The organism is Apibacter adventoris, from assembly GCF_002964975.1.
GTDB lineage: Bacteria > Bacteroidota > Bacteroidia > Flavobacteriales > Weeksellaceae > Apibacter > Apibacter adventoris.
The window spans coordinates 1-14085 of the sequence record NZ_PSZM01000043.1; the positions used below are offsets into that span (position 1 = coordinate 1).

General features: G+C 34.3%; 11 protein-coding genes and 1 pseudogene. 3 read left to right on the forward strand and 9 right to left on the reverse strand.

The window, feature by feature from the left end:
- The 7 genes and pseudogenes from C4S77_RS08800 to C4S77_RS13570 form a co-directional block, all read right to left on the reverse strand.
- Positions 1 to 282: DUF7738 domain-containing protein (locus C4S77_RS08800; protein ID WP_455423248.1), on the reverse strand; the 282-nt coding region annotated here is incomplete at its 3' end.
- On the reverse strand, positions 272 to 1072 hold the full coding sequence (locus tag C4S77_RS08805) for a DUF7738 domain-containing protein (RefSeq protein WP_105247229.1): 801 nt from the start codon (positions 1070 to 1072) through the stop codon (positions 272 to 274). The genes C4S77_RS08805 and C4S77_RS08800, both read right to left, overlap by 11 nt.
- Positions 1062 to 1898: a DUF7738 domain-containing protein gene (locus C4S77_RS08810; RefSeq protein ID WP_105247230.1), complete on the reverse strand. Its 837-nt coding sequence runs from the start codon at positions 1896 to 1898 to the stop codon at positions 1062 to 1064. Before C4S77_RS08810 ends, C4S77_RS08805 begins: the two co-directional genes overlap by 11 nt.
- Positions 1888 to 2772: a DUF7738 domain-containing protein gene (locus C4S77_RS08815; RefSeq protein ID WP_105247231.1), complete on the reverse strand. Its 885-nt coding sequence runs from the start codon at positions 2770 to 2772 to the stop codon at positions 1888 to 1890. Before C4S77_RS08815 ends, C4S77_RS08810 begins: the two co-directional genes overlap by 11 nt.
- A gap of 15 nt (positions 2773 to 2787) precedes the next feature.
- Positions 2788 to 5193: an HET-C-related protein gene (locus tag C4S77_RS08820; protein ID WP_105247232.1), complete on the reverse strand. Its 2406-nt coding sequence runs from the start codon at positions 5191 to 5193 to the stop codon at positions 2788 to 2790.
- Between the two features lie 6 nt (positions 5194 to 5199).
- Positions 5200 to 6186 (reverse strand): phage baseplate assembly protein V, encoded by a 987-nt coding sequence (locus C4S77_RS13405; RefSeq protein ID WP_260209702.1) that lies wholly within the window; start codon positions 6184 to 6186, stop codon positions 5200 to 5202.
- A gap of 183 nt (positions 6187 to 6369) precedes the next feature.
- Positions 6370 to 7161, reverse strand: a pseudogene (locus tag C4S77_RS13570) (contractile injection system protein, VgrG/Pvc8 family); the annotation flags it as partial.
- Between the two features lie 585 nt (positions 7162 to 7746).
- Here C4S77_RS13570 and C4S77_RS08830 point away from each other — a divergent pair.
- Entirely contained in the window at positions 7747 to 8343 is a 597-nt protein-coding gene (locus C4S77_RS08830; RefSeq protein ID WP_105247234.1) for a WbqC family protein, read from the forward strand.
- Between the two features lie 24 nt (positions 8344 to 8367).
- On the forward strand, positions 8368 to 10020 hold the full coding sequence (locus tag C4S77_RS08835; protein WP_105247235.1) for a S8 family peptidase: 1653 nt from the start codon (positions 8368 to 8370) through the stop codon (positions 10018 to 10020).
- A gap of 402 nt (positions 10021 to 10422) precedes the next feature.
- Here C4S77_RS08835 and C4S77_RS08840 read toward each other — a convergent pair whose 3' ends face one another.
- Entirely contained in the window at positions 10423 to 10812 is a 390-nt protein-coding gene (locus tag C4S77_RS08840; protein WP_146106084.1) for an SRPBCC family protein, read from the reverse strand.
- A gap of 30 nt (positions 10813 to 10842) precedes the next feature.
- On the opposite strand from C4S77_RS08840, the gene C4S77_RS08845 reads away from it, so the two are divergent.
- Positions 10843 to 11439, forward strand: a complete 597-nt coding sequence (locus tag C4S77_RS08845; RefSeq protein ID WP_105247237.1) for an NUDIX hydrolase — start codon at positions 10843 to 10845, stop codon at positions 11437 to 11439.
- 67 nt (positions 11440 to 11506) lie between these two features.
- Here C4S77_RS08845 and C4S77_RS08850 read toward each other — a convergent pair whose 3' ends face one another.
- The gene (locus C4S77_RS08850) at positions 11507 to 14053 is read right to left on the reverse strand and encodes a DUF5686 family protein (RefSeq protein ID WP_105247238.1); all 2547 of its coding nucleotides are present in this window, start codon (positions 14051 to 14053) and stop codon (positions 11507 to 11509) included.
- Positions 14054 to 14085: the final 32 nt, after the last annotated feature.

Below are 14085 nucleotides of genomic sequence, written 5' to 3' on the forward strand. Positions count from 1 at the left end.
ATATAGTTCTTTTACATATTCATGATTAGCTTCCCAGTCATTAATTGCAATTCCTAAAGAATCCCATACATATCCTCGGCCTGTATGTCTTGAATATGTTCCTAATAATTGGATCCATGCATCCAAAGGTTTACCTAAAGGAAACTCCTTTCCTTTGTAGGTTATCTGGCAGGGAGTAATAGTAAATTCTGTATCCATAGGTTTTGGGGGTTCTTTGGTTTGACATTGGGTGTAAAAACTACAAAACCCTAAAAGAAAAATGAGTACTGTATTATTTCTCATTCTCTTTGGATAAATATTCTACTTTCAAATATTCCAACTCTCCTTCACTATAACGCAAAGTTATATAATACCAATAGTCCTGATTGGGACATATAGAGCTATGATCTTTTTGTTCGCGGAACTCTCCGGTTTTTATAGTGGTAGAGCCGGAATCCCAGCTCCAGTCGCCATCGTTATCCCAGTATCCCATTTTTTCAAGACCTTTTATTTTTGACCTCTCTTTATTTACTTCATTTAAACTCATTCCTGATTTAACCGGTGCTCCCTGTAAATTGACTGTTTGGGTATAGGGGGTAAAAGGATAGATATATTTTTCTTTTGGTTCTATCCTTCCAATTATCCTTTTTTTAAGTTCTTCCGACATAGGTTCTTTTATAGATTGATAGTCTTTTTCTATAAATTCAAATGATTTTCTTTGCCAGGCAAATTGCAATTTCCCCGCTTGTCCTACCTTACTATCCAGATTGACAAAGAAAATATATAGTTGATCACATTTTCTTTTTTCTTTATCTACATTTGTGTCATATGCAGTTATACATGAGTTAAAGATAGCGACTCCTAATGAATCCCAAATATAGGTATGTTCATTAAAATTACGAGAATAGGGTCCAAATAGTTCTACCCATGCATCTATAGGTTTTCCTAAGGGAATTTCCTTTCCTTTATAGGTTATTTGGCAGGGAGTAATAGTAAATTCCGTATCCATAGGTTTTGGGGGTTCTTTGGTTTGACATTGGGTGTAAAAACTACAAAACCCTAAAAGAAAAATGAGTACTCTTTTATTTCTCATTCTCTTTGGATAAATATTCTACTTTCAAATATTCCAACTCTCCTTCACTATAACGCAAAGTTATATAATACCAATAGTCCTGTTTAGGACATATAGAGCTATGATCTTTTTGTTCACGGAACTCTCCGGTTTTTATAGTGGTAGAGCCGGAATCCCAGCTCCAGTTGCCATCGTTATCCCAGTATCCCATTTTTTCAAGACCTTTTATTTTTGACCTCTCTTTATTTACTGCCTTTAAACTCATTCCTGATTTAACCGGTGCTCCCTGTAAATTTACTGTTTGGGTATAGGGGGTAAAAGGATAGATATAATTTTTAGGATGATGTTTTTCTTTAAGTTGAGTTAACTCTTCTTGTGTAAATGGTTTTACATCTGGATACTCAAGATCTGGTGAAAGCATTCTCTTTTCTTTTTCTTTAGTAATAGGATAATATCCCCAGGCAAATTGCAATTTCCCCGCTTGTCCTACCTTACTATCCAGATTGACAAAGAAAATATATAGTTCTATTGTAGGTCGTGATTCTATAAAAGAACGTGTATTATAATCAGGATATTTATAATATTTAGCAGCATCCCAATGTATCGTTGCTCCTATTCCTAAAGTATCCCAAATAAAAACTCCATCTACAAATCTATTATATTCTCCAAATATCTTTATCCATTCTTTAAAAGGTTTTCCTAAAGGAAGTTCCTTTCCTTTATAGGTTATCTGGCAGGAAGTAATAGTAAACTCTGTATCCATAGGTTTTGGGGGTTCTTTGGTTTGACATTGGGTGTAAAAACTACAAAACCCTAAAAGAAAAATGAGTACTTTATTATTTCTCATTTTCTTTGGATAGGTATTCTACTTTCAGGTATTCCAGTTCTCCTTCACTGTAACGAAGAGAGGTAAAATAGACATAGTCTTTCCCTGCACATCTCCATTTATCATCCACAAATTCAATCATTTCTCCGCTTTTTACGGAGGTTGAACCCCGTTCGTCTTTCCAGTTCATATCTTTATCCCAGTATCCCAGTTCATCTACTCCCTGTATTCCGGACCGTTCCTTATTAACCTGGGAAAGGCTCATTCCGGCTTTAACGGGAGCTCCCTGAAAATCTACCGTACCGGTATACGGATGATAAGGATAGATATAGTTTTTTGGATGGCGTTCTTCTTTTAGTCTAGCTATCCGTTCTTTAGAATAAGGTTTAACATCCGGATACTCGGGATTAGGAGAGGTCATTTGCTTCTCCAATTCGGCTGTAATAGGGTAGTAACCCCAGGCATATTGAAGTTTTCCTTGCTTACCCGTTTCACTATCCAGGTTCATAAAAAATATATAAAATTCAGTAACGGGTCTAGAATCAATAAATTCTTCCGTATTATAGTTTTTTTCTTTCCAAAATCTTGTGGCATCCCAATGAATCATTACAGCGATACCTAACGAATCCCAAATAAGAAACCCTTTTACTTTTCTATTGTAATTTCCTAATTTTTTTCTCCATTCATTAAAGGGTTTTCCCAAAGGTAAGGGTTGTCCTTTGTAGGTTATCTGGCAGGGAGTAATAGTAAATTCTGTATCCATAGGTTTTGGGGGTTCTTTAGTTTGACATTGGGTAAAAAAAAAAGGAAAAAGAAATAGCAAAAGAAAAGCAGGGGAAGAAATAGCAGAGCTGAAGTGTACTTTCTTTAGTATGGGGATTATTATTGATTTCATATTCATATTTTATTTTTAGTTAAAATACTTAAGTATTTTTTGTACGGTGTCGGATTCGATTGCGCGCTTAGTTTCATTATGTACATGTTCGTATACGGTAGCACTTTCCAGACGTTTAATTATATCTTGGTTTTTATTTCCCCAATCTTCAACCATTTCGATAGCCCAATCTGTTTTGGAGCTTTTGGGGTGAATGGTATATTTATTAATCACATATTGGGCCAGTTTTTCTCCAGTGGGATCTGATCCGGTACGCCAGATCTCTATGATTCGCTGGGCAACATCCCGAATGGCTACTTTCGCCAGATCTGCTGCCAGCGGATTTAGCGGATGATTATGAGAATCCTTTGCCAGCTGGGTATGGGTGGGGTTGGTGCCGTAATTCCGGTTACTGTGAAGCGTTTGTTCTTCTTTAATATCGATATCTGCCGTAGAAAGGAAAAAATTAAAGCCTATATTAACAAAAGTGGCCAGGGCATCTCCCATGTAGCTTATTCCCCGGTCAATAAACCGGCCTACGCCTCCTAAGGCATCTACTCCGGAAGCTTTAATATCTACCATCTTTAAGTATAAGTCATATTTATTCAGCCATTCTGCGGCCGTCATACCGGCATAGGTAGGATCGGGCTCTCCGTCGGATTTTTGATTGGTGGAAAGATCCTCCAGCGTGGTCAGGATAAAAGCATCGGTAAATGTACGGTCTTTCGGTTTTCGTTGTTCGTATTTTTGTATCCCTACCGGAAACATCTTATCGGCCATTTTAGGAAGTATGCTGGCCAGGGTATCGTCTGTCAGAAATTTTCCGGTAACAATGGGTATGGTGGTATAGTCTTTTCCCTGCATTCCTTCTACCCAGGGATATATATTTTTAAATCCGGCTTTCATCAGGGCCAATTCTATAAAATTGGAGTGGGAAAAATAGTCTTCCAGCACGTGTAGGGCGGCTCCCAGGTGCCGGAATCCGTCGCGGTTTTTTCCGTATTGTACGGCTAGTTTTAATTGCTGGCTCATATAAGCATCAGCCGAAGGGCGATCTGCGTCTATATTTTTATGTATATAGCTTTTCAACATATGAGCATATCCAGTGTGGGTAGGAACGGTATCTACTGCTAACGATTCCGACTTTTCTCCTGCATACAGCCTTTTCTCGGTTAATATTCCTTTTTCATATTCATAAAGGCACGAAATACTCAGGCTGCTGAAGTCTTTTAACCCCATAGGGTTATCAATATGTTCTTCGGGACGGTAAATACCCAGTACATCTCTATCTAATGGGCCGTAAATTTCTTCGAACTTATCTACATAGTTTTTGTACTGGTGAACAAATTTACTTTCTCCTGATTCTGCTTCATATACAAATTCCTTAGCTGCCAGTATCCGGAGTATTTCCAGCCATCCTTCATGAGACAGTTTCATAGGGTTTGTTTTTACCAGGTTTTTCATATGTTCATCCGGAGAATTTTTTAGCCGGTTTATTTCTTCGTCGGGCAAATGTACCGCACTTTCAATAATTACCTGCGAATAATCCCGTAACCAGTTTCCGTAATAAATCTGACGGATATCATCTTTCGTAAATAAATTTATTGGATCATACAAAGCTTCCATTTCAATAGCTCCGTGGGAACCGGGTTCAAAACCGGCTCCAAATCCTTCAAAGTCTTCTTCGAGGGGATCTGCATCATACCATTGGTCTTCTCCTACATAGGCTTGCAGTTCCCGGTTCAGTTCGGAAAAATCAATAACCAAATCTCCTGAGTAGTTGGGAGTCTGCGCCCGGGCAAAGCTCAGGTGGGTTTCGTTAAAAATATCAAACTGAAAAAGCTGATAGGCAAACTTAGCTCCCTCGTCAAGTATATCCTGATCCTTTTTCCCGTTTGTAGCCAACTCTGTCCGGAGAAGATTGTCTATATGGTGACCGTATTCTTCTACCAAAGCCGCCATAAGCTCACCACGTGAGTCATTATCTTTTATGGCCTGATCTATAAAATGCTCCCATACAAGTATTTTTTTTCTTTTATTACTATAACAAGCTTTCCATCCGCGTACGGGCATACGGGTAACTAGAATTTCAGGAGGAGGAATAGATTGATCGCTCAACCCTCGGTAAAGTTTGCTGTAAGCGCTTATTTCTATTTCTTCTCCAAAGATTCCGATTAAAAAGCAAATAAATGAAACCTCATCCAGTTCTCTTGCCAGTTGTGATAACTGCTCATGTGCATAGGTACTTTTTAGCTTGTATTCACTTTCTACTACCCGGAGATCCGGAGGTTGGTATTTACCATAAACAACTCCGTTTTGCTCTCCGTGAAAAGCTACTTTTTTAGCGGCATTGAAAGTGACATTTCCCTCGGTTGCCCAAATATTTATATTTTTGGCAATATGGACAGATTTTTTTCCTATCACTCTTTTTATGGTTCCCATACTCGGTTAAAATAAGTTTGATTTTTCCCCACTATTGGTTCTTACTTCCTTACTACCGTGTGCATTGATATTTCCCTCGGTTGCCGATTTTTCTACCGTCCCCCCGGTTTCATCTATTACATCTGCCTGGCTTACTTTTTCATTAGTGGCAGATTCAAAAATATCTGCGGCAAACAAAGAATACTGCCTGCCTACCTGGGTGGAGGAATTTTTCCCTACGCTTGTGGTTTGATCTATTCCTACGTTGGTAACCATATTTTCCCCCACATTGATCGTAAAGTTTTTACCTACGGTAAAATTCATATTCTTAGGCGCATGTACCGAGATATTCCCTTCACCATCCATAAACATTTTGTTTCCGCTGGGGTCTTCTATCAAGATAGAACCCTTCCCTTGGGCATCATTAAAGATAATCTTGGTTCCACTGCGGGTTTGTATCACCTTTATATCATTCCCCTGCGTATAATACGCCGCGATTTCCCCTCCATTATAGGCGGTCCCCAGTACTACCGGACATTCGGCATTGCCTCCCTGAAAGGCACATAAGACCATTTCCCCAATCTCCGGGTTAAAATACGTACCCTTGCTTCCCCCACTATGCGGCTGTATCACCTGCACCCAAGGGGTACTGCTGTTTGACGGCTGCTGCCAGGTAAATTGTACCCGTACCCTTCCCATTTTCTGTGGGTCTTTATTATCTATAACCTTGGCATGCTGGATGTCTGCCTTGGGGGTATCGCTAAGGTCTGTGTAAAAAGGTACACTCAGGTCTTTGGGCACTCCGTAAAAGGTATTGGTATACCCCTCACCATCGGCAAAGTCATGTATAATTTCCGTGATTTTATAGGATTCTATAGGTACTTTTCCGTTTTTGAATATTTTGTGATCCGGAATCCAAACCAGCATCTTAGCAATATCTCCGAGCATTATATTCGGATTATTGGAGGTTACTTCTATATCTATCAGGTTTTGTCTTTTTTTGTTTTCCCTCAAAACCGCCTGTTCTATATCCCGTCGATTCTGAGGCAGCAGGCTTTGTTCGTAAAAGCCCGAAGGTTCTACATGGAAGAGCTTTTGGGATACCTGATCGGCATATTGCTGGAAGGGGTTTTGTGAAGCTTCTACCGACTGCCCCGAAGAGTCTACGCTATAGCTCTGAGACTGCTTGGGGTCGTATCCGCTATAGTGGTAGTGCTGGGGCTGTACCTCCATTTTCAATTCATAATCATAAACATCTTCTCCTTCCATCAGTTCGGTAATCTTCCCGCCCCAAGGGGAGAAGATAAAGCGGCTGCCATTATAGTAGAAATATTCTCCGTAACGTGCCGCCAAACGTTGGATAAAGGCAAAATCGGTCTCGTTATATTGTACTATATAGGGGATTCTTTCTTTATGGTTGGGGTTGATTGTGAAATCTATCAGGTTTTGGGGATAGTTGCGGATGACTTCTTTGATGATTTCCTCGAGGCTTTGGTTCTCAAAGCTGCGGCAATGAGACCCGTTTTCCATCAGGATAGAGGGCGATTTTCCCTGCAGGACGATTTGTTTGATCCCGTCTTTTTTGCGGGTGGAAATGCCTGTAAGTACACCGGTAAACAACGAGCAGCTTTTTCCCCATTGCTTGAAGGTAAAGGTTATGCGCTTGCCTAAATCTTTACGGCTGTTTTCTAACAGGTAGGCTTGGTTTTCTCCGTACTCATCGGGATCGCAGAGCATTTCAAAGGTATCGTGGGTATTGACCCTCTGGCGGATTTGCAGGTGGAAGTTCGTGTGGGTGAATCTTGCTTCTCCTGATATTTGTACAAAAACGCTTACCAAGGGAGAGTCGCCGTATAGGTTTTCGCGGCTTCCGCCATAGGAAGCTATTATACCCTGTAGGGATTGTTGGCGGGCAATTTCTTTCTGGCTCAGGATTTTGAAGGGAGATGAAGGCAGTTCCTCTGACCCCGGAAATAATGAATCTGACATAAAGCTAGGTTTTTGAATTGTTTTTTATTAAATAACTAATTATTATTAAACTATCAATAAGATAAGCAAAAATAGGGTTTATTTTAATATGGGGGCAACTTTTTTTTAATTATTTTTTTTCTGTATTGCTTTCTATGAAAGGATTCTGTTCGGTTTGTATAACAACATTCCTACCCATGTATTATGAATAAAGGGAATATAAGGTTTATAAAAATCAGAAAGATAGGTTTTTAAACTTTCTTATTAAAAACAACTAAGTAAGTATAGCAACTCTAAAAATCCTTTAGGTTTATGCTGTGTATTCTAAAAAAATATAATAAATTCTTAAAGTTTTCCCCTTCAATATTACAAACATAAAAAATTATTATAAAAAATCGGTTTAAAATTACATAATAGAAAGTAATTAATATATTCCATGCAAAAAAACTTATACTGAGATAGGTAATATACAAGAAATCTGAAAACCGAAATATTTAAAATTCTTATCAATTATATAATTGGTTAAAGTCTTCATGTTTACCCATACAGAAAAACAGATTTTAAAGATTATAATTATTACTTACATTTGCTTTTTTAATAAAAAACATGATTACACTATCTAATTTCTATTTTGGTCCTGTTTCTTATTTTATTACCTGGGCAAATGCTGATAAAGTATGGTTGGAACAATGGGAAAATTTTCCTAAACAAACCTACAGGAACCGCTGTATTATTCAGGGGGCTAACGGCAGGCTTCCGTTAATTATACCCATAGAACATTCCGGAGCACGTATTTTTAAAGATATTAAAATATGTTATGCCTCTGCTTGGCAAAAATTGCATTGGAAGTCTTTGCAATCTTCTTATCAAAGTTCTCCGTATTTTGAATATTATGAAGATAGTTTAAAGGAAATTTTTGAAAAAAAAGAAATTTTTTTGTTTGATTTAAACCTTAAAACGCTGGAATGGGTAAGCAAAACTCTGAAATACGATTTTTCTTTCCGGCTTACAGCGGAATTTTATAAAAATCCTCCTGATAAAGATTACAGGAGTTTTTTTAATGCCAAGGAATCGGGAAAATTTGCAAATAAAGAATATATACAAGTATTTTCAGACCGATTTTCCTTTATGAATGATTTATCTATATTAGATCTGATTTGTAACATTGGCCCGAAATCTGCTACTTATATAACTAACAATTAAAATATATTGTAAAATAATAATTCAATGAAAAAAATATTTTTAAGTCTTTCTTTAGCTTTTGCTTTGAATTTCTCTGTTGTATTTGCACAGGAAAATACCATGGCTGAAATAGATTCTACTTCATTAAAAAATTGGTATCATCAAAATTATGAAAAAACAGGAGTTTACGGGGTCGGAACTGATGATGCTATAGATTTTGTTAAATCTAAAGGGTTAAAACCATCTACTATTATTGTAGGGGTTATTGATAGCGGAGTTCAAATCGATCACCCTGATCTTAAAAATAATATATGGGTAAATCCTAAAGAAAAGCCTAATAATAAAAAAGATGATGATAAAAACGGATATGCTGATGATGTTCATGGTTGGGATTTTATAGGTGGAAAAGATGGAAAAGATGTAAATCAAGACACCATGGAAGCTACGCGTGTAGTGGTAAAATATGAAAATTTATTTGAGGGAACCGACGCTTCTGCGAATCAGGCAAATATAACAAAATATCCAAATGAATACCAGGAATATAAAAGAGCTAAATTAGTGTATGATTCTAAACTTAAAGCTACCGAAAAAGGTTTGAATAATATACAAGAAAACCAAAAACAAATAGGACAAATGGTTTCTACTTTACGAATGGCTTTGGGAAATAAAACCATAACTGAAGAAAATGCTCAAAACATAGCTAACTCGGGAATAAAGAAATATATTATGATGTTGGCTGAAGATGAATCTGTAAAAGGAAAAACCATAGACGAATTTGAAAAAATTGCATTAGCCCAGCTTAAAGAAGGTTTGGATTATTTTGGCAATCAGGAAAAATATATGTTGAATAAGGATTTTGACCCTCGTAATATTGTTGGGGATAATTATGCAGATCTTACTCAAAAATATTATGGAAATCATGAGGTAGAAGGTCCGGATGCTCTTCATGGCACTCATGTTTCCGGAATTATTGCTGCTGAACGAAATAACCATATAGGTATGGATGGAATAGCCGGTGATGTAGCTAAAATTATGGTTGTAAGAGCCGTTCCTGACGGTGACGAAAGGGATAAAGATATTGCTAATGCTATTTTTTATGCTGTTGATAATGGAGCTAAAATAATAAATATGAGTTTCGGAAAGTCGTTTTCTCCGAATAAGGAAAGAGTATGGGAAGCGATGAAATATGCTGAAAGCAAAGGAGTATTAATGGTACATGCTGCCGGAAATGATAATAAAAATTTAGATCTTACTTTTAATTATCCTACTAATTATAAAGACGGCGAAAAAACTTCTTTTGTTAATAACTGGATAACTGTAGGTGCAAGTACTCGATATAATGATAAACTGAAAGCTTCTTTCTCTAATTATGGGCAAAAAGTGGATATTTTTGCTCCAGGTTTAGAAATTTATTCAACTATAACTAAAAGTGGATATAAATTTTTACAGGGTACTAGTATGGCTTCTCCTGTAGTTGCAGGTTGTGCTGCTTTATTGTGGGCATATTTTCCAAATTTAACTGCGGTAGAAGTAAAAGATATCTTAATAAAAACTTCTAATAAAAACACAGATCCGTTGCTTTTAGATGAAGATGCTGATACTACTTTTGATAAACTATCTGTATCCGGTGGGGTGGTAGATGTGTACAAAGCTGTTAAATATGCTTATGAAAATTATGCTTCTAAAGCTAGAAATTAAGATCAATAAATTTAATATTTATAAAAAAAGGAGAGTTAAAAAACTCTCTTTTTTTATTTTTAAACGTAATATAAATTGATTTTAAACTTAAACCAAATCCCATTTAATATTTAACTTCTATAAAATATTATATTTAATTAGAATAATGTATTTACATATCCATATTTTTATCAATTTTTATTTTTCATAAAAAGTTTGTTCAAAAGATAATTTTATAGTTAAATAAAAGTATTCATAAATATGATCTAATGAACTCAAAAAAAACTTCATAAACATGAAATAAAAATATGAGTAAAAATATTACTTAAAAGTATTATTGTATTAATTTTAATAGTAACCTAAAATTAATATTTACTTTCAAATAAAAACTGATTCAGAAAAAAATTATAATAAAAAAAGCTATTATATAGCCGATACGCCTTCTGTTAAGGATTTAATAAAGTTATTTAATGGTTTTTCTACCATAGCAGAAATAAACATATTAAATTTTCCGTCAAATGTAAATTGCACACTACAGGAATTATCTGTTATTTTTTCAATAAAAACATTTAAATCAAATGTTAAGGAATCTTTTGCGGATGTAAGTACAACTCGCGTATTAGGTATTTTTTCTTTAAATTTAAGAGCTATCTCAGGCATTCCTTTTAATGCAAATACAAATCCCTGATCATTTACTTCAAATTTATCCATATCTGAAGGCATAATTTGCTTATATGTCTGAGGATCAGACACTAACATATATATTTCTTCGGTGGATTTATTTAAAGTAACTTTCTCTCCTTTTATATTCATTTTTTGTAATTTTGAAAAAATTGAAAACAAATGTACAAAATTTTTGTCAACGAAAAGTCTCTAACTATTAGTGAATATGAAATTAAGGGCTATGTCAATATACCTTATGAAACAGAAAATACATTTGCTATGGCTTTTGATATGTTATTCCATACTCAAAAAAAGGCTATAAACATTTTCTATTTTGATGAGGAATTTCTTTGGAAAAAATTTCAAGAATTTGCTACTCCTGTATATGCTGCCGGTGGTGTTGTTGAAAATAACAAACATGAATATCTTTTTATTAAAAGAAATGGTAAATGGGATCTTCCGAAAGGACATGTGGAAAAAGGTGAAACGTATGAACAAACTGCTCTGAGAGAGGTTGAAGAAGAATGCGCTATAGATAATTTGTCTTTAAAAAATCCTCTTTGTACCACGTATCATGTATATTTTGACAAAAAATACTATTTAAAAGTAGTATACTGGTTTACTATGTTTTCCGATTCTACTCATATGATTCCACAAAAAGAAGAAAATATTGAGGTAGTAGATTGGTTTTCTGTAGAACAAATACCTGATTTAATGAATAATACTTATGAGAACATCAAACATATGGTTAATGAATATATATTAAATAAAGGTTAATTTATTTTATATCAATAAAAAAAGCATATAACATAAAATGTTATATGCTTTTTTACTTCTTTATAAATTAGAATGTAAACTGTAGCCCAACTTTTATTCCAAAATTATTGGTATCAGGCATATCAAAATAATTTCCTCTCCAGTTGAAATCTATTCTAAAAAATCTAAAATTTCCTAACCCTATATTTTCAATTCCAAAACCATATTCATAATAGATATCATTTTTAGGAGCTCTATAAATTATATTAGAAGCATTTATGGCTTTAGAACCATCAGATATATCTCCTAAAGCTCCTCTAAAGAAAACTACTTCCCGCAATTGTAACTTTTTCAGTAAGGGAACGTAAGAAAATAATCTTCCGTTAAAGTGATGTTCTATATGAAGTGCAGAGTAAGTATCTGTAACAAAATCATAATAATCTAATTGTGAAAAGGTATTAGGTATTATTCCGTAAGACTGGTTACCAGGAACAACATTTAATAAAGATATAGGTAATCTGTTAAATGATTTCCCAAATTCAACAGTTACATTGGTTTTTCCAATAGGCCCCCATAGTATAGGTTGTGAATATAAAAATTGTAATTTATCATATGAAAAATCACTGTTAATTAATCCTTTTAAGCCTTTGGTATATTTTAAAATAAATGTAGGGGCTAAACTTGTATGCTGGTATCTGTCCAATCCATAATGAGAATATTTAGCTCCCGGTCTTGCTTCTACGCTTAATGTTAAATGTGAATCGTATAAATCTTCTCGTTTATTACCGGATTTGTCATAATATCCTATATCAAATTTACTCAAATCACCGGATTTTATGTATTGATAAGTTCCATCCAATCTAAACTGTACATTTTTCCATGGATTTATAGAGATAAATACATTCGTTTTGTTTACTGAACTCAAATAATCATTATCTCCTCTAGAAATTATAGATGATGAGGCAAAGGAACGTGACATTATACCTTCATTTTCTGTTAAAGTAACTCCTAATTGTGTTATATCTCTTTTTGTTCCGATTCCGAAAGTTAAACGGTTGTATTTATTAACCAACCAACGAAACTCTCCTCCATACTTAAATTGATGATCTTTAAATCCATATGCTGAATACCCTTCTATACGCCACATGTCGTCAGGTCCAAAATAAGTTCGAGCTCCTAATCTTAACCGAAAACCTTCTATGTTATTAAATCCTACGGTTTGATAGAGGTTTCCAATATCAATTGTCTTTTTAATATTTACATATCCGGAAGATAATATTTGAACCCCATCTACTATATTTCTGAACAAACGGGTTTTAGATATTTTATTTATTAATTGATTGGCTTTTATATCATCTTCACCTAAACGTTCGGGTCTATTTTGTGCCCAAAAATCGTCATCTTTATTATAAGCCCCCGAAGAAACTGGCTCATATTTTTCGTCTAATAACTTTTCTATATCTTCACGAGGTTGATCAAATTTATAATCATTATATGTAAGTGTCCTTTTTGCAAACATACCCTTTGTGCCCTCTTTTTTAGATAATAAAGACATATCTAAAACTATATAATTACGAAGCGGAATAAAAATAGAATCATTTATCATATCATAGTTAAGCTCCATATATATATCTTTAACAAAATTTACATTAATACCTGAAGTAGATTGTAATGTAGCTTGTTTTACCGCATATGTATCTTTGGTAATGTATAAATCTCCTTTAAAAGTAAGTTCTGATTTTCTTATAGGTCTATAACGAATATGATAACAATCTACTCCATCCACATCTACAGTGTCGGTTAATAAATACTCGTACACTGAAAAACCAATTGTTGATACAGGACTTGTAAAGCCCTTATTGAAAAAGTTTAAAACATTATCATATATATTTACATCTTTATATAGATTTTTTACTGTATTAGCTACTACTTCATTATTCGTTACTCCATAAGCTTTATTTCCACGTAAAAAACTTTTTTCTCTTTTACTTGGTTTATTCTGCCCCACAATATTTGTTATGGATTCATTTAAATAAACCGGAATATAGGTTTTCCCAGATATATCTAAGGTATCTATGTCTTGGGTAGATATATTTAATTTTTGAAATATTTTTTTACTTATAAATGTACTATCTATATTATTTAGGTCAAACTCTATTTTCTCATACTCTTTATATTCATAATTTTTAAAATTCGTAAGACCATTAGTTCTTCGCCTTTTCCATAATTCTTGTAAAATCCGATATGCAGGGTTTTCCTTTTTGGGTAATTTTTTGCGTGGAAAGCCATTAATTACTACTTCTTTTATTGTCTTATCATTTTTATCTTTTTTTTGAATTGTCTCTTGGGTCGAAAATTCTATTACTACATCTACATTTTCTCCTGGATGAATAGAGAAATTTTTTGTATAATCATTCACTGTTATCTCTAAGGAATCTACAGTTTTTTCAGATTGAAGGGTAAAATATCCATTTTTATCAGAAGAAGTAAAACTATCTGTACCTTTTAAAAAAATTTCGGCATTTTCAATAGGATTTTTTGTATCCGAATATATAAGCTTCCCGGATACTTTTACTTGGGAATGTAGCAAAACACCTGATAATAACAATAAAAATAATAATATTTTTTTGGGCATTGAATAATTTATTTTAATTAAAAAAAACTTTC

Excerpts from the sequence above, each read along its gene's own strand:
- C4S77_RS08805 (WP_105247229.1), bottom strand. The coding sequence starts at position 1,072 with ATGAGAAATAAAAGAGTACTCATTTTTCTTTTAGGGTTTTGTAGTTTT.
- C4S77_RS08810 (WP_105247230.1), bottom strand. The coding sequence starts at position 1,898 with ATGAGAAATAATAAAGTACTCATTTTTCTTTTAGGGTTTTGTAGTTTT.
- C4S77_RS08815 (WP_105247231.1), bottom strand. The coding sequence starts at position 2,772 with ATGAAATCAATAATAATCCCCATACTAAAGAAAGTACACTTCAGCTCT.
- C4S77_RS08820 (WP_105247232.1), bottom strand. The coding sequence starts at position 5,193 with ATGGGAACCATAAAAAGAGTGATAGGAAAAAAATCTGTCCATATTGCC.
- C4S77_RS08830 (WP_105247234.1), top strand. The coding sequence starts at position 7,747 with ATGATTACACTATCTAATTTCTATTTTGGTCCTGTTTCTTATTTTATT.
- C4S77_RS08835 (WP_105247235.1), top strand. The coding sequence starts at position 8,368 with ATGAAAAAAATATTTTTAAGTCTTTCTTTAGCTTTTGCTTTGAATTTC.
- C4S77_RS08840 (WP_146106084.1), bottom strand. The coding sequence starts at position 10,812 with ATGAATATAAAAGGAGAGAAAGTTACTTTAAATAAATCCACCGAAGAA.
- C4S77_RS08845 (WP_105247237.1), top strand. The coding sequence starts at position 10,843 with ATGTACAAAATTTTTGTCAACGAAAAGTCTCTAACTATTAGTGAATAT.
- C4S77_RS08850 (WP_105247238.1), bottom strand. The coding sequence starts at position 14,053 with ATGCCCAAAAAAATATTATTATTTTTATTGTTATTATCAGGTGTTTTG.